Origin of the sequence: Streptomyces noursei, from assembly GCF_001646665.1 — a bacterium.
Taxonomy (GTDB): Bacteria; Actinomycetota; Actinomycetes; order Streptomycetales; family Streptomycetaceae; genus Streptomyces; species Streptomyces lavendulocolor.
This window is the reverse complement of sequence record NZ_LWBU01000043.1, coordinates 22,329-38,196: the sequence shown is the minus strand read 5'-3', so window position 1 is coordinate 38,196 and position 15,868 is coordinate 22,329. Positions and strand designations below refer to the sequence as shown.

The following is a 15,868-nucleotide window of genomic DNA, read 5'->3' as shown; positions in this document are numbered from 1 at the left end:
ATCGGTCCCCGTGGCCGCGACGGGCAGGGCCGGTCGGACCCCAAACCTGCCCGCCCGGCCCGCGCTCCCCGCCGTCCGGCGACGCACGCTGGAGAGGAGCACTCCGGAGGAGGGCCGGATCATGACGACCGCCGAGCCGTTCACCCACGCACTGCTGACCGACGGTGCCACGGTGCGCATCCGTCCCGCCGTTCCCGGGGACGCCGAGCGGGTGCTGGCGTTCTACGACGCCATGTCGCCGGAGAACCGGCGTCTGCGCTTCTTCTCGTCGGGGCGCCGTGCGGCCGAGCTGGCCGCAGCCCGGGTGGCGGAGGGACCGGGGGACGACCACCGGGCGCTGCTGGCCGAGGCCGGGGACCGGGTGATCGGCATCGCGGACTACTCGCGGGAGCCCGGCACGACGGCGGCGGACATCTCACTCGCGGTCGCGGACGACCAGCACCACCGGGGCCTGGGCACACTGCTGCTGGAGCACCTCGTCGCGGCGGCACGCGGGGCGGGCATCACCGTGTTCACGGCCGACGCGCTCTCCGCCAACCACGCGGTGCTCGAGGTCTTCGCGGACCTGGGGCTGCGTACACGACGGCACTTCGACGGGCCCGAGGTCCGCTGCACGATCGACCTGACCCCGACCGACGCCTACCTGTCCGCCACGGACCGGCGGGCGCTCGTCGCCGACGTCGCGAGTCTGCGGCCCCTGCTGAGGCCCCGGTCGGTCGTCGTCGTCGGGGCCGGGCGGACTCCGGGCTCCGTCGGTCGGGCCGTCCTGCGCGGCGTGCGCACAGGCGGCTTCGCCGGCCTGCTCCGCGCCGTCAACCCGCACGCCGACATCATCGAGTGGGTCCCCAGCCACCCCTCGGTCAGCTCGCTGCCGTACGTGCCCGACCTGGCCGTCCTGGCCGTTCCGGCACCGGCCGTGCCCCGGGTGGCCGGGGAATGCGGCGAGTCGGGCGTGCGCGCGCTGCTGGTGCTCACGGCCGGCCTCACCCGCGAGGAGGCCGCGGAGCTGCTGGCCCACTGCCGCCGCCGCGGGATGCGCCTGGTGGGGCCGAACTGCCTGGGGCTGCTCAACACCGCGCCGGACGTCCGGCTCAACGCCACGTTCGCCGCAGGGCCGCCGCTGCCCGGCACGGCCGGTGTCGCCGTCCAGTCCGGGGGTGTGGGCATCGCGGTGCTCGACGGCCTGTCCCGGCTCGGGATCGGTGTGTCGACGTTCGTGTCGCTCGGCGACAAGTACGACGTCAGCGGCAACGACCTGCTGCGGTGGTGGGAGGCCGACGGCCGGACCGATCTCGCCGTGCTGCACCTGGAGTCGTTCGGAAACCCCCGGGCGTTCTCCCGCACCGCCCGCCGGGTCGCCGGGGCCATGCCCGTCCTCACCGTCGACGCGGGCCGGTCCCAGGCGGGGCGCAGAGCCGCGGCCTCCCACACCGCGGCCGCCGCCTCCCCGACCATGACCCGCGGGGCCCTGTTCACCCAGGCGGGCATCATCGCCACCCGCACCATCGGCGAACTCCTGGACACCGCCGCGCTGCTGAAGGCGCAGCCGTTGCCCGCCGGTGACCGTGTGGCGGTGGTGACGAACGCGGGCGGCACGGGCGTGCTCGCGGCCGACGCCTGTGCCGAGGCCGGGCTGACCGTGCCGGAGCTGAGCGGAGCGACCACGGCGGACCTGCTGGCAGACCTCCCGCGGGGGGCGAGCGCCGCCAACCCGGTGGACACGACGGCGGCGGTCGACGAGGACCGGATGCGGCGCTGTGTCGACCGGCTGTCGCGGTGCGAGGAGGTCGACACCGTGCTCGTGGTCCTGGTGCCGACCGCGGTGGCCGCCGCGGTGGGGGACGACCTGGTGGGCGCTGTGCTCCACCGGCCGTCGCCCCCGGCCCGACCGGTGGTTGCGGTCCTGCCGTCGCAGAGCACCCGGGTCGAGCTGCTGCCGGTCCGCGAGGGCGGCCACGTACCCGCCTATGGTGACGCCCAGGAGGCCGCACGCGCGCTGGCGCACGCGGTGACGCGGGCCCGGTGGCTGGCACGGCCCGCCGGAACGGTCCCGGAACCGGCCGGCGTCGACAGCGCGGCGGCGCGCGGGGTGGTCGCCCGCCATCTGAGGGATCATCCCGAGGGCGGCTGGCTCGACCCGGCGACGGCGGCGGAGCTGCTGGGCCACTACGGGTTCCCGCTGTCCCCGTGGGCCTGGGCCGCGGACGAGGACGGAGCTGTCCGGGCGGCCGAGCGGCTGGCCGGGGCCGACGGCGCCGTGGTGATGAAGGCGCACTGGCCCGGGCTCGTGCACAAGAGCGCCGTCGGGGCCGTCGTCCTCGACCTCCGCGGCGCCGAGGACGTGCGCAGCGGCTACCGGGCACTGGCCCGGCGCTTCGGCGACCGGATGACCGGCGTGGTCGTGCAGCCGCTCGCGGGTCGCGGCACCGAGCTGTTCGCCGGAGTCGTCCAGGACGCGGTGTTCGGTCCCCTGGTGCTGTTCGGACTGGGCGGTACCGCCACCGAGGTCCTCGCCGACCACGCGGCGCGGCTCGCGCCCCTGACCGACGTGGACGTGCGGGAGCTGATGCGGGCGCCGCGCTGCGCTCCGCTGGTGTTCGGTCACCGGGGAGGCGGCCCGGTCGACGTGCCGGGCCTGGAGCAGGTGCTGCTCCGGCTGTCGCGGATGGCCGCCGACCTGCCCGAGCTGGCCGAACTGGACTTCAACCCCGTCCTGGCGCGGCGGGAGTCGGTCGTCGTGGTGGACGCGCGTGTCCGGCTGCGGCCGGCCCTGCCCGTCGACCCGTATCTGCGCAGGCTCCGCTGAGCAGGCTCCGCCGGCCCGGGGTCACGGCAGGTCCGGCGGCGGTGCGGCCGCGCCGATCAGGGCCAGCCAGCCCTTCAGCGCGGCCGGGTCGACGACCGCGCACGTGTAGCCGACGTGGCCGTCGGGGCGGACGGCCACCAGCCCCTGCCCCGGGCTGCTCGCCAGCCGGAGCACGTCGACGTACGGTCCGGCCACCGCGTCCGGCAGCGGGTCGGCGTCGCGCTGCAGCAGCAGGTGCACACCGGGGCGGGCCAGCAGGTGGTGCAGCCGCCGGGGAGGCCCGCCGGTGCTGACGGTCGCGTCCGGCAGGCGGTCCCCCGGGCGGGGCGCGCCCCGGAGGCGGGGTGTGCCCGTCACGGAGAGGGGGCTGTGCCGGTAGCCGGCGCGGAGCTGGGAGATGACCCGCACGCCCTCGGCGACCAGTCGCCGCCGCTCCAGGAGGACGGGCACGGCGGGCGCGCCGTGGGGCGCCACGACGCCGCGCAGCCAGGAGGGGACGCGTCCGGTCGACGCCTCCGCCCAGAACGCCGTGTGCGTCAGGAGCAGACGCCGGCGGGCGGCGGCGCGGCGCTCGCGGTCGTACGAGTCGAGCAGCACGTCGCCGTCGGGCCGGCCCTCCGGTCCGCCGTCGCCGGCGCCCACCGCGAAGCCGAGTTTCCAGCCCAGGTTCACCGCGTCCTGGATGCCGGCGTTCATGCCCTGGCCGGTGGCGGGTGAGTAGTTGTGCGCCGCGTCCCCCAGGAGGAAGAGCCGCCCCCGGCGGAAGCAGGCGGCGAGACGGTACTGGAGCGGTACCCGCGCGGACCACGCGAGCCGCTCTATGCGGGCGTCGGATCCCGCGTCGCGCAGGAGTTGCCGCAGTTCGGCCAGGGGGACGGCGGGGCCGGGCCGGCCGAAGACCGGCCGGGCACCGGGATCACCGGGACCGGGTACGGAACCGTGGCCGGGGTCACGAGCCCGCGTGGCCAGCAGGCGCCAGGCGGCCTGTTCCCCGAGCGGGAAGAGGAGCAGGAGTCCCTGCCGCCCCGCGAAGGCTTCGACCCTGGTGGGGGCGGAGGCGGTGGTACGGCCGGAGGCGGGTCCGGGCTCAGGGGCGGGGCGGGGGGGGGAGGCGCCGTCGGGCTCGCGGGCGAGTTCCACATCGGCGAGGACCGCCTCGACCGCGTACGGCCCGCCGTGCCACCCGACACCGGCGCAGGCCCGCACGGTGCTGTCCGGGCCGTCGCAGCCGGCGACGAAGGAGCACCGGATCTCCTCCGCGCCGCCGTCCGAGCGCAGAACGGCGTACGCCCCGTCCTTCGCCTCCCGCACGGTGACCAGCTCGGTCCCCCGCTCCACCTCCACCCCGCGGTCGGCCAGCGCACCGGCCAGCACCCTTTCGACGTCCGTCTGGCGTATCAGGGACAGGTGCGGGAAGGCCGTGTCGGGCAGGGCGAGGTCCGCCAGGCCGGCCTCCACGACGCGGGAGCCGAGATGGAGACGCGCCGAGGGGGCGGTGTCCGCGAGCCCCAGCAGGGCGTCCGTGACACCGAGGGGGCGCAGGGTCTCCAGGGTGCGGGGGTGCAGGATGAGCGCGCGGGAGGGCCGGAACAGCTCGGGGCGCCGCTCGACGACGCGTACACCCGCGCCGTGGTCGTGGGCCTGCAGCGCGAGGGTGAGACCGGTCGGGCCGGCCCCGACCACGAGGACGTCCACCGGTTCCGTCACGGCGTGTCCTGGACGCGCCACCACTCCTCGGAGCCGTCCCGTCCCGGGTCCGCGCCCGGCCATGTGTTTGTGCCCAGCTCTCCGGTGCCGGCGAGGAAGTCGTCGCGGCGCAGCCCGGGCAGGACGGTGTACCGGATGGATCCCGGCTCGCTGACCAGCGCCAGGACCCGCCACAGGGACCGGGCGTAGTGCTCGGCGCGTCCGGTACCGTCCCACTCGTACACGCCGCGGTAGCGGTTCCGCTCGTCGTGGGCCAGCCACAGCTTGGAGGCGAAGCCCGGGAAGCCGACGAACAGAGGGGTGTTGAGCAGGCTCTCCTTGCGGAACGCGGTGTGGCCGGCCCCGCCGACCAGGCGCAGCCGGAAGGCGACGACCAGGGTGCACGGGTCCCTGGCCAGGCCGCTGCCGAGGCGGGTCTCCCGGTACACCGGGGCCGAGGTGCCGTCGGCGAACCGGATCCTCGTGCCCAGCCGTTCCTCCGGCAGGTGGATCAGGCCCCGGACGAGCAGCGCGGGCGTGGCGAGGAAGCACGCGGCCACGCCGGGCCACGCCTCCTGCGGGCGAAGGGGTCCTTGCTCATCCATGGTGGCCTCCGGCGGGGACGTCCTGGGAGGTGTGCGGCACCACGGCCAGCGGGCAGGCGGCGTGGTGGATCATCGCGTGGGTCACGGGTCCGAGGCGGGCGCCCGTGTCGGCGCGGTGGCCGACGACCAGGAGGCTCGCGTCCTCGCCGGCCAGGCGCAGGCAGTGGGCGGCGCGTTCCTCGGCCAGCCGTTCCGTGACGGCCACCCCCGGGTACTTCGCGCGCCACGGGCGGAGTGCGGCGGCGAGGGAGAGCCGCACCGCGTTGCGGGTGTCGCCGGGTCCGGCCGGTGGCGGCGGGTCGTCGGTCCGGCCGTGGGGGCGCGGGACGGGCGCCTTCCACGCGTACACGACCGTCAGCGACGCCGCCCTCGCCTTCGCCGCCTCGAACGCGAACGTCAGCAGTTCCTCACCCGGGTGCTCCAGGTCGAGGCCGAGGACCACGGGGAGGAACGGCGCCTCCGGGGACATGGTGGCGGAGGGGGTGCGTTCGTCCCGTGCCCGCTCGCCGGCGCGGACGAGGACGACCGGGCCCCGCGCCCGGGCCGTGACGTCCAGTGCCACCGACCCGACCATGAAACCCTCCAGACTGCTGAACCCCTGCGACCCGAGGGCCAGCAGGGCGGAGGACTCCGCCGCCTCCAGCAGGGCCGGGACCGGCGCCTGCGCGGTCCGGTGGGGCACGAGACGCAGGTCGGAGTGGTCCGCCAGGAGCCTGTTGCCGAGGAAGTCCAGCGCCCGGTCCTCCCGCTCGGCCGGTACGTCGATCTCCGGCAGGTGGGTACGGGGTGCCGGCTCGTAGCCGGCCTGGAGCAGGGTCAGGGGCAGGCCCCGGAGCACCGCCTCACGGGCCGCCCACGCGGCGGCGGCGTTGCTCTCCGCCGAGCCGTCCACGCCTACGGTGATCGTCCTGCTCATGTGTGCCTCCGGGTGACGTCGCGGCCGTACGGGGGTGCTGCGGCGACCACCCGGTGGTGGCGCCGGTGACGGGCTCCGTCAGGCGGCCACACTGATCTCGTCGTGCTTGGGGCCGCCCAGCACCACCTTGAGCGCCCCGGTGTGCGCGGCGCCGGAGAAGACCTCGTACGCCTCCTCCATCTGCGCCAGTTCGAACCGGTGGGTCACCATCGCCGATGCCGCCGGCAGCCGGCCGGCCGCCATCATGCGCAGCAGCAGCGGGGTGGAGTGGGTGTCCACCAGGCCCGTGGTGATCGTGACGTCCTTGATCCACAGGTCTTCGAGGTGGAGCGCCGCCGGCTTGCCGTGCACCCCGACATTGGCGACGTGGCCGCCGGGCCGGACCATGCGCGTGCACTGTTCGAACGCCTCCGGTACGCCGACTGCCTCGACCACCACGTCGGCGCCCAGGCCGTCGGTGAGGTCCCGGACCAGCTGCTCCGGGTCCTCGGTGGCGCTGACGGTGGCGTCGGCGCCCATCGAGCGTGCGGCCTCGAGCCGGGACTCCGCGAGGTCGACGGCGATGATCCGTCCGGGCGTGTAGAGCCGGGCGGTCGCGATCGTGGCGAGTCCGATCGGCCCGGCCCCGACCACGACGAGCGTGTCCCCGGGCCGTACGCGCCCGTTGAGCACGCCGACCTCGTAGCCCGTGGGGAAGATGTCCGCCAGCAGGACCGCGTCCTCGCTGGTGACGGCGCTCGGCAGGGGGTGCACCGAGAGGTCGGCGAAGGGGACGCGGACGTACTCGGCCTGGGTGCCGTCGATGAGGTGCCCGAGCACCCAGCCGCCGCCGCCCCGGCACTGCCCGTACCGGTTCTCCCGGCAGAACCCGCAGCGGCCGCAGGCGGCGATGCAGGAGATCAGCACCCGGTCGCCTGGGCGGACCGTGCGGACGTCGCCGCCGACCTCCACGACCTCGCCCACCGCCTCGTGGCCCAGGACCGTTCCGGGGGTCACCTCGGGCACGTCGCCCTTGACGATGTGCAGGTCCGTACCGCAGATGGTGACGGCCTCGACACGGATCACCGCGTCGGCCGCGTCCTTGATGCCGGGGTCGGGAACGTCCTGCCAGGACGTCTGTCCGGGTCCGTGGAACACCAGTGCCTTCATGACGTCGCCCTGCCTTCCTGTTGGCGGTACACCACCACGGTCCCGCCGCCACGCCCCCGGGCGCTGGGGCCGGTCGGCCCCCGGAAGGGGGCGGACGGGCCACTCCGGCACCGGCCGTCCGGCGGGCGGTGCCGCGTGCCCGGAGGATCGGGGGGCGGCCCCCGGCCGGAGCGACCTCACGCGGGTTACGGCCCGTGTGGTCCCTTCCAGGGTCCCGCCGACCCGTGGCGGCGCAACCGGCGGGCGGCTCGGCCCCCGTGGTGCCGGTGCCGCCCGGTCCGGCGTACCGCCGCCGGTGCCGCGACCCGACCGGTTCCCGTGTCACTCCGAGACGCGGACGGCGAGGGCCGGGCGGATGGCGGCCGCGCGGCGCGCCGGTCCGACGGTGGCCAGGAGGGACGCGGCGAACGTCGCGGCCGCCAGCACGCCGATGCTGGCCCACTCGATGGGGAACCCTCCCTCCAGGCCCTCGAACGCCGCACTGTTGCGGTACATGAGCCAGGTGGTGAGCACCCCGAGCACGGAGCCCAGCACGATGCCCTCCACGGCGATGAAGGCGCTTTCCCACAGGAAGGAGCGCTGTACCGTCCGGGCCCTGAAGCCGAGGGCCCGCAGTATGCCGATCGTGCGCCGCCGCTCGCGTACGGCGCGGACCATGACCACGCCGAGGCCGGTGACGCCCACCAGCAGGCCCAGGGCCAGGAAGCCCTGCATCAGCCGGAAGAAGGCGGTGCTGGAGTCGAACTGCTGCCGTACGTCGGACGCGATCGGCGTGGCGACCAGGCTCGACGAGAGGTACTCGCCCTGGAGCCGGGTCGCCAGGCTCTCGGGAGACGTCCCGGGGCCCGTCCTGACGAGCGCGGAGGCGTTCTGCGCCTGTGCGCCGAAGAGGTCGCGCATGCCGTTCTCGCCCATGACGACGGGGTAGACCGTCGAACTGGCGCCGGTGCCCGGGTAGAAGACCATGCCGTTGGCGAGGACTCCGGCGATGGTCTTCCGCTCGGTGCGGCCGGTGCGCGGGTCGGTCACGGCCAGGGTGTCCCCCGGGTCGTAGTAGTCGCCGGCGGGGCCTCCGGTGCTGCCGAAGAACGCGTCGACGACGACGTACCGCGGGTCGGCGGCGAGGGCCCGCCACACGGCGGCGTCGTCGGGCAGCCCGGCCAGCCGCTCGCGGAAGGCGATGTTGGTGATCGCGCCGTCGGGCACGCCCACGACCGCCGTGTCCAGCGGCTGGCCGGTGCGCCGCCCGGGATCGGTGGCCCGGCCGCTCGCGTTGAGCAGCGGGGTGACGGCGGCGGTCCCGTCGGCCGCGGGGCCGCGCCGGAGATCCGTCAGCAGCCGGTCCCCGGCGACCTGCGCGTTGTAGTCGAGCCGGAGGGAGTATCCGGCGGTGGCATCGGCGACGGCGCTGTCGACACTGGCGTTGAGGACGCCCGAGATCTGGGTCAGCAGGGCGAGCACGAAGACGATCAGGGTGTACATCACCAGCGTCGCACCGGTGCGGAACCTCTTGGCGAGGGGGTAGGCGACCGCGAGCCGTGCCGCCAGGCCGGGTTCCGAGGGGCGTTCCAGCAGCCGTCGTACCGGCCGCAGCAGGGTCTTCTGGTTCTCGCTGACCAGGAACACGGCGGAGAACGCCGCCAGGCTGCCCTGGATGACGTAGACGGACATCGACGGCGTGTCGAAGATGCGGGGACGGACGACCGGCGCCAGCAGGGTCCAGCCCAGCACGGCACCCGCCACCAGCGTGGTGGCCGTGCGTCTCGGCAGCACGCGCAGGAGGGCGGGCGTGGCGAAGGCGAGCGCGAGGGCGGGCAGGAGGTAGGTCTGCTCGGCCTGGCTCCGCGCGACGGCGGGGACGGCCGCGAGCGCGCACAGCACGGCCAGGGTGCTGGAGACGATCAGCAGCCTGCGGCCGGGTGCCCGGCCCGTGCCGGGCGGGAGGTCCCGGATGGCGGCGATGATGTTGAACCGGCTGATCCGCACGGTCGTCGCGAGGATCGCCGCGAAGGCGATCAGCAGGCCCATGGCCACCCCGTTGAGCACGCTGGTGGGGGTGACGGCGAAGACGATGTCGATGCTGCTCCCGCCGACCGACCAGCCGCGGAAGATCTCCGCGGCGATCACGGCGACCCCCCAGCCGATGCCGACGCCGATGGCGACGCCGGGCAGCGCGGACAGCAGTGCGTAGGCGGCCCCTTCGAGCGTGAAGGAACCGATCAGCCGCGAGCGCTTCATACCGACGGCCCGCACCATGCCCATCTGGGGTTTCCGCTCCTCGCCCAGCATGACGAAGATGTTCACCAGCAGCAGGGCCCCGGCGATGATGCTGAAGCTGCCGATCATGAGGAAGAGGGCTCCCAGGGAGTCCCCGGCGGCCTTGGCGTCCCGCAGGACGGTGTGCTTCGGCGTCTCGATCGCCGACTGGCCGGCGAGCGGGCCGAGCGCCTCGCGGATGTCCGCCGTCACCGTGCCGGTCAGCGCGTCGCCGCCCTCGACGCCGCCCCGGTTGGACACGAAGGTGACCGTGCGCGGCTCCGCTCCCGCCGCGCGGGCGGCGGCGGTGAGGGTGCCGGGCGGCAGGAACGCGTCACGGGTGAGCCTGCCGCCCAGTCCCACGCCCGCCAAACCCTCCTGCGGCACCACCCGGTCCACCCGGAACGTGTGCGGTGTCCCGAACAGGTAGAGGGTGACCGGCTCCCCCGCACCCACGCGCAGGGACCGGGCCAGTGGGTCGTTGAGGACGACGCGGCCCGGCCGCGGGTCGGCGCCGTCGAGCCCCGAGTCGCCGCCCGCCGCCCCGAAGCGGGACGCCTCCGGGAAGTCCACCTGCCAGGCGAGGACCCGTGGTTCGGCGACCGGCCGGCCGCCGGGCCGGCTGATCGCGGCGGCCTGCGTGGCCTCGGCGGTCAGCACGCCGTCGACGTCGGGGTCGGCGGCCAGCGCGCCCAGCCGGTCGACGGCGGCGCGTCCGGCCGGACCGGGCGGTGTGATCACCCGCTCGTCGACCGGGCCGAGTGTCCGGTACGCCTCCTGGCGCACCGAGAAATTCAGGGTGTCCCCGACGACGAGGGCTCCGACGATGATGGCCGTGCCGAGCACGGATCCGCTGATCACCAGGGCGGCCTCGGTCCTGCGGCGGGCCATCTGGCGGAAGGCGAGCCGGCGGGAGACCGGCTGTCTGACGGCGACCAGCAGCAGGGCCGCGAGGGACGCGGCGAGGATGACGAGCAGGGGGGCCAGGAGGGCGGGATACATGGTCAGCCCCTGGGCGGGTCGGCCGTGGTGCCGGACAGGGCGACGGGCCGGCGGACGTCGTCGACCAGCCGGCCGTCGCGCATACGGATCAGCCGGGGGACGCGGTCGCCGATGGCGCTGTCGTGGGTGACCAGGACGATCGTCTGGCCCTCGTCCCGGTTCAGCTCGCAGAGCAGGTCCATGACCTGGGCGGCCATGGCGCTGTCGAGGTTGCCGGTGGGCTCGTCCGCCCACACGATCGCGGGGCGGCCCGCCAGGGCGCGGGCGATGGTCACCCGCTGCTGTTCGCCGCCCGACAGCTCGCTGGGCCGGTGGTCGGTGCGGTGGCCGAGCCCGACCCGGTCCAGCATGTCCACGGCCCTGCGCCTGGCCTCGCGGGGCCGCGTGCCGACGAGCAGCAGGGGGAGCTCGACGTTCTCGACGGCCGAGAAGACCGGGATGAGGTTGAACGCCTGGAAGACGAAGCCCATGGTCCGGGCCCGGTGCTCGGTGCGGGCGGCGTCCGACATGGCGAACAGGTCGTGGCCGTCGACCACCACGCGCCCGCCGTCGATGTCGTCCAGGCCGGACAGGCAGTTCAGCAGGGTGGTCTTCCCGGACCCGGACGGCCCCATGACGCCGACCAGTTCGCCCGGACCCACCGTGAGGTCGAGGTCGAGGAGGGCGGGCACCGCCACGGATCCCGTCCGGTAGACCTTCCGCACCCCCGTCGCGAGGAGAAGTGGCTGATGAGTGTCCATGTGTCCATACGAGGCCCGTACCGGCGCCCCGCACCAGAGCCGCACGGCCCCCACGGGGGCCATAGGGCCCTGCTGGGGCGCGACCGGTGAGTGCCGGGCGGCCGGACGGGTGCCGGGGGACGGGTGAAGGTCCGGGCGGCGGGACCGTGGGTGCCGGGCGGCCGGACGGGTGCCGGGGGTCGGGTGAAGGTCCGGGCGGCGGGACCGGGTGACCGCCGGTGTCCGGACCGCAGGCGCGGTGCGGGAGCGGCGCGGGCGGCGGACCGGCGGCACTGTCCGGCAGCGGCTGGTGCCGGCCCGCCGGTGGTGCGGTCAGTCGTGCGGCACGACGGCGACGGGGGCGGCGGAGTGGTGGATGACGGCGTGGGTGACCGCACCGATGTGGGTGCCGATCCGGCCGCGGCGGTTCCGGCGGCCGACCACGACCAGCCGGGCCTCCCGCGCGGCCGACGCGAGGTCCTGCGCGGGCCGGCCCTGGTGGCACTCGCGGGCGACGGGGACACCCGGGTACTTGTCCGTCCACGGGGCCAGTGCCTCGTCCAGCGCCCGGCGCGCGTCCTGGGCGACCTCCGTCATCAGCAGCGGCAGGGCGCCCCCCATGTCCGGCCCGCAGATCGCCGGAACGGCCCAGCTGTGCAGCACCCGCAGGCCGCAGCCGTACCGGTCGGCCGCGGCGAAGCCGAAGGCGAGTACCTCGTCACCCGGACGCGCCACGTCCAGGCCCACCACGACCTCCCCCGTCGCAACCACCGGACCGGCCGGACCAGCCTGGCCGTCCCGGCTGTCCCGGTCGTCCTTGTCGTCCGGACCGGCCGCCGCCGGGCGGTGCTGCGGGCGTACGAGGACGACGGGGCGCCGCGCCCGGGCGAGCACGGCCAGGGAGACCGACCCGGCCAGGAAACCGGCGAGGCCACCCAGGCCGCGGGAGCCGAGCACCAGCAGCTCGCCCTCGTCGCCGGCCGCGCACAGCTCCTCAACGGGGTCGCCGGAAGTCCACTCCGTCTCGACCTCCAGGGCCGGGTGGCGCCGGCGCAGCCGCCTCTCCGCCGTACCGAGCGTCCGCTCGCCCCAGCCGCGCGCCACGACCGGGTCGACCAGGAGCGTGCGCGGGTCACCGTCGCCGCACCACGCCTGGAGCAGGCGCAGGGGCACCTCCCGGCGCAGGGCCTCCTCGGCGGCCCAGTCCACGGCGGCGAGGCTCTCGCGGGATCCGTCGAGGCCGACGATGACGGCACGAACGGTGGAGGACATGGAGGGCTCCTTGGCTGAAGGGGTCATACGGGAAGAGGGCCGAATCGCGCTCCTCACAGTGGTCGGCCGTGAACCGCCCGCACAGGGGGCCACAGGTCCCTCCCGGGGGACAGTGGTCCTCGGGGCCCGGGTGGTGCGAGCGGCGGCGAGCGACCGGGGCCCGAACGGCGGGGAGGGAGGGCCGACCGGCCCTCGGCGGGAAGACCGCGTCCCGGCGAAGCTGAGGGCACGGAGAGCCGGCCGGAGCGGCCGTGCCCGTGGAATCCTATGGAGGCATCCCCCATGACCCGTGCCATCGTCGCAGGAGTGGACGGATCCGCGGAGAGCCTGGCCGCGGTCGACTGGGCGGCGCGCGAGGCCGTGGTGCGCGGCGTACCCCTGCACGTGGTGCACGCCTGGCTGTGGCAGCCGCTGGACGTGCCGGTGGTGCAGGACAGGGAGACGCAGGCCGCGTCGGCCGACGCGGTGCTGCGGGAGGCGGTGACACGCGTCGCCGGACGCTACCCGGACCTGGCGCTCACCTCCGAGGTGGTGCAGGACACGCCCGTCACCGGGCTGCTGAGGGAAGCCGAGAAGTCCCGGATGCTGGTGCTCGGTTCACGGGGCCACGGCGCGCTCATGGGCTTCCTCCTCGGCTCGTACGGGCAGCAGGTGATCGCCGCCTCGACGCGCCCGGTGGTGTCCGTGCGTGCCCGGGAGGGCCGGGAGGTGCGGCCGGCGGGCGGTGAGGTGGTCGTGGGCCAGCAGGGCACGCCGCAGGACGGCGACGCGGTGCTCGGCTTCGCCTTCGAGGCCGCGGCCGCCCGTGGCGCGGCGGTGCGCGCGGTCAGGGCCTGGACCCTGCCGCCGATCTACGCCTACAGCCCCGGCTCGATGCGCCTCGCGGACGAGGCGGGAGGGCTGGAACCGTTCGAGAGCAAGGCGCTCGCGGAGGCCCTGGCGCCGTGGCGGGAGCGGTACCCGGACGTCCCGGTGACCGAGCACGTCGAGATCGGCAGCGCGGGGCAGGTGCTCCTGTCGGCCCTGTCGGACGCGGAGCTGCTGGTGGTCGGCCGCAGGGCGCGCCGCGGTCCGGTGGGCACCCGCATCGGCTCGGTCGCGCACGCCGCCCTGCACCACGCCCCGTGCCCCGTCGCGGTCGTCCCGCACGACTGACCCGTCCGGGCTCCGGGCAGTCGTCACGGTCGGGGCGGCGCGGGCGATGTCCGCGAGGCCCCGTACCCGCGTATGGGCCGCGCGGGCCGCGATCACGGCCGTACGGCCGCCTCCGGCTCGGCGGGGGCGGCGTCCGGCGTGTCCTCGCGGTGGAGGAAGGCGCTCAGCAGGTCACCGACGGGGTGGTCGGCCTCGGAGGGGTGGCGGAGGGCCACGGTCGGGTCGATGGTGTAGCGGTTGCGGCGCCCCACCCGGGTGCGGGTGAGGTACCCGGCCGCCTCCAGGTCCGCGACGATGATCTGCACCGCCCGCTCGGTGATGCCGATCCCGGCGGCCACGTCCCGCAGCCGCATCTCCGGGTCCCGGGCGATCCACAGCAGCACCCGCGCGTGGTTGGTCAGGAACGTCCACTGGTCGCTGCGTGCCGATGAGCTGCTCATGAACTCCACCATACGAACTCGGCTTCGCATATACATCCCGTCGCACGAAGCTTTATTAGCGAAAAACTTTTCGCGTAATTCTTGACGCATGTCGGGCCGGAGGTGACGCTGGAAGGGAATCCTCCGGTCAAGGAAGGCGGACGACGCCATGACCCGACTGCTCCCCCACAGCCATCAGGACCGCGCCCCTCGCCTCGCACGGGCCGCACTGGTCCGACCGGTCGCGGCCGTGCTGACCGACCGCGCCGACGATGTGGCGGTGGCCGAGACGGCCGCACGGATGGCGGCGTCCCGCCGCGTTCCCCTGCTGCTGATCGTGGTGCTGCCCCCGCACGTCGGCCACTCCTCCACGGGCCCGCACTCCGCGTCGGTCCGGGCGGTCCTCGCCCGCGTGATGCCCAGGATCGGCCGGCTCCACCTGGGCCACATCCCCGAGGTCTTCCGTCCCCCCGCCCGCGACGGGTCGCGGCTGGCGGCGGCCGGCCGGCTGCTGACCCTCGCCACCCGCCACCGTGCCCCCGACGTGGTGGCCGCCCGCCGCGGCCCCGACGGGCTGGACGCGTTCACCCTGATCGAAGCCGCGGCCCTGCGAGGCGGCCCCTTCGTCCACGCGGTCGCCCCGGCGGCCCGTCCCCCTCTGCGATCACCCGCCGCCACGTGAGCGCGGTCCGGCCCGCGATCCGCCGTCCGACCACGGAGAGGAAACGTGTCCACGATGAACACCTTGTCGTTCGCCGTCCCGCTGTGGATGTGGGCCGCCGTCACCGTCGGCATCTGCGTGATGCTCGCCGTGGACCTGGTCGCCCACCGCGACAACCACGTCATCGGCTTCCGCGAGGCCGCGATCTGGTCCGGCGTGTGGATCGCCATCGGTCTCGGCTTCGGCCTGATCCTGCTCGCGTGGCAGGGCGGTGAGGTCTCCTCCACCTACTACGCCGGCTATCTGATCGAGAAGGCCCTGTCGATCGACAACGTCTTCGTCTTCGCGCTGGTCTTCTCCTTCTTCGCCGTCCCCGACGCCTACCAGCACAAAATCCTGTTCTGGGGCGTGCTCGGGGCCCTCGCGGCGCGGCTGGTGTTCATCTTCGTCGGCGCGGAACTGCTCCAGGTCTTCTTCTGGACCGCCTACGTCTTCGGCGCGTTCCTCATCTGGACCGGCTGGAAGATGGCCGTCTCCAAGGACGAGGAGGTCCACCCCGACCGCAACCCGGTCGTCCGTCTGGTCAAGAGGCTCATCCCCACCGACCCGAAGTTCCACGGCGACAAGTTCTTCGTCCGCGTCAACGGCAGACGCGTCGCGACGCTGCTGTTCGTGGCCCTCGTCGCGATCGAGGCCACCGACCTGGTCTTCGCCGTGGACTCCGTCGCCGCGGTCCTCGCGATCACCACCAACACCTTCCTGGTGTGGACCGCCAACGCCTTCGCCGTCCTCGGCCTGCGCAGCCTGTACTTCTGCCTGGCCGGCCTGCTGCGCCGGTTCGCCTACCTCCACTACGGGCTGGCGGTCCTGCTCGCCTTCGCCGGCGTCAAGCTCATCCTGTCCGAGACCCCGGTCGGCAAGCTGCCCATTCCGCTCACCCTCGGAGTCATCGCGGGCACGATCACCGTCTCCATCGTCTGGTCCCTGCTCGCCACCCGCCACCAGCCCGCCGACGCCGGGGAACCGGCGGACGGGCCCAGGGCAGGGGAGGACGGTCCCGGCCGGCCGCCCGCCGATCCCGGGGCCGACCGCAGCCCGCACGCGGAGCGCCCGCGTACTCCAGGGCGCTGACCGGACCCGCGACGTGGCAGGACCGCCCGGCAGGCCGCGATCCGGGCGAACACCGGCAGCCTGGGCGGCGTGAGGCGAACGAGCCGGGCGG

The 15,868-nt window shown here is 74.9% G+C and carries 12 protein-coding genes; 4 read left to right on the top strand and 8 right to left on the bottom strand.

Annotation, left to right across the window (positions count from 1 at the left end; translation table 11 throughout):
• The first annotated feature begins 121 nt into the window (after positions 1-121).
• Positions 122-2,806: a bifunctional acetate--CoA ligase family protein/GNAT family N-acetyltransferase gene (locus tag A4V12_RS04320; protein WP_064067857.1), complete on the top strand. Its 2,685-nt coding sequence runs from the start codon at positions 122-124 to the stop codon at positions 2,804-2,806.
• Positions 2,807-2,827: 21 nt separating this feature from the next.
• On the opposite strand, the gene A4V12_RS04315 is transcribed toward A4V12_RS04320, so the two are convergent.
• The 7 genes from A4V12_RS04315 to A4V12_RS04285 all read right to left on the bottom strand — a co-directional run bounded on the left by A4V12_RS04315 (position 2,828) and on the right by A4V12_RS04285 (position 12,411).
• Positions 2,828-4,513 carry an FAD-dependent monooxygenase gene (locus A4V12_RS04315; RefSeq protein ID WP_234372074.1) on the bottom strand — a complete coding sequence of 562 codons (1,686 nt, stop codon included), beginning with the start codon at positions 4,511-4,513 and terminating at the stop codon, positions 2,828-2,830.
• Positions 4,510-5,097, bottom strand: a complete 588-nt coding sequence (locus A4V12_RS04310; protein WP_234372073.1) for a hypothetical protein — start codon at positions 5,095-5,097, stop codon at positions 4,510-4,512. Before A4V12_RS04310 ends, A4V12_RS04315 begins: the two co-directional genes overlap by 4 nt.
• Positions 5,090-6,013: a universal stress protein gene (locus A4V12_RS04305; RefSeq protein WP_064067855.1), complete on the bottom strand. Its 924-nt coding sequence runs from the start codon at positions 6,011-6,013 to the stop codon at positions 5,090-5,092. The genes A4V12_RS04310 and A4V12_RS04305 overlap by 8 nt, the downstream gene beginning before the upstream one ends.
• Positions 6,014-6,091: 78 nt before the next feature.
• The gene (locus A4V12_RS04300; RefSeq protein WP_064067854.1) at positions 6,092-7,162 is read right to left on the bottom strand and encodes a zinc-dependent alcohol dehydrogenase family protein; all 1,071 of its coding nucleotides are present in this window, start codon (positions 7,160-7,162) and stop codon (positions 6,092-6,094) included.
• Positions 7,163-7,483: 321 nt separating this feature from the next.
• On the bottom strand, positions 7,484-10,420 hold the full coding sequence (locus tag A4V12_RS04295) for an ABC transporter permease (RefSeq protein WP_064067853.1): 2,937 nt from the start codon (positions 10,418-10,420) through the stop codon (positions 7,484-7,486).
• 2 nt (positions 10,421-10,422) lie between these two features.
• Entirely contained in the window at positions 10,423-11,160 is a 738-nt protein-coding gene (locus tag A4V12_RS04290; protein ID WP_064067852.1) for an ABC transporter ATP-binding protein, read from the bottom strand.
• Between the two features lie 312 nt (positions 11,161-11,472).
• Positions 11,473-12,411, bottom strand: coding sequence for a universal stress protein (locus A4V12_RS04285; RefSeq protein WP_064067851.1), 939 nt, complete (start codon positions 12,409-12,411; stop codon positions 11,473-11,475).
• A gap of 282 nt (positions 12,412-12,693) precedes the next feature.
• On the opposite strand from A4V12_RS04285, the gene A4V12_RS04280 reads away from it, so the two are divergent.
• On the top strand, positions 12,694-13,566 hold the full coding sequence (locus A4V12_RS04280) for a universal stress protein (protein ID WP_064067850.1): 873 nt from the start codon (positions 12,694-12,696) through the stop codon (positions 13,564-13,566).
• Between the two features lie 92 nt (positions 13,567-13,658).
• On the opposite strand, the gene A4V12_RS04275 is transcribed toward A4V12_RS04280, so the two are convergent.
• Positions 13,659-14,006: a helix-turn-helix transcriptional regulator gene (locus A4V12_RS04275; RefSeq protein ID WP_064067991.1), complete on the bottom strand. Its 348-nt coding sequence runs from the start codon at positions 14,004-14,006 to the stop codon at positions 13,659-13,661.
• A 148-nt stretch (positions 14,007-14,154) separates the two neighbouring features.
• Here A4V12_RS04275 and A4V12_RS04270 point away from each other — a divergent pair, with 148 nt between their 5' ends.
• Together A4V12_RS04270 and A4V12_RS04265 are read left to right on the top strand one after the other, a co-directional pair.
• A complete protein-coding gene (locus A4V12_RS04270; RefSeq protein ID WP_199831216.1) occupies positions 14,155-14,667 on the top strand; it encodes a universal stress protein in 513 nt (170 codons plus the stop codon).
• A gap of 54 nt (positions 14,668-14,721) precedes the next feature.
• On the top strand, positions 14,722-15,777 hold the full coding sequence (locus tag A4V12_RS04265; RefSeq protein ID WP_064067849.1) for a TerC family protein: 1,056 nt from the start codon (positions 14,722-14,724) through the stop codon (positions 15,775-15,777).
• Positions 15,778-15,868: the final 91 nt, after the last annotated feature.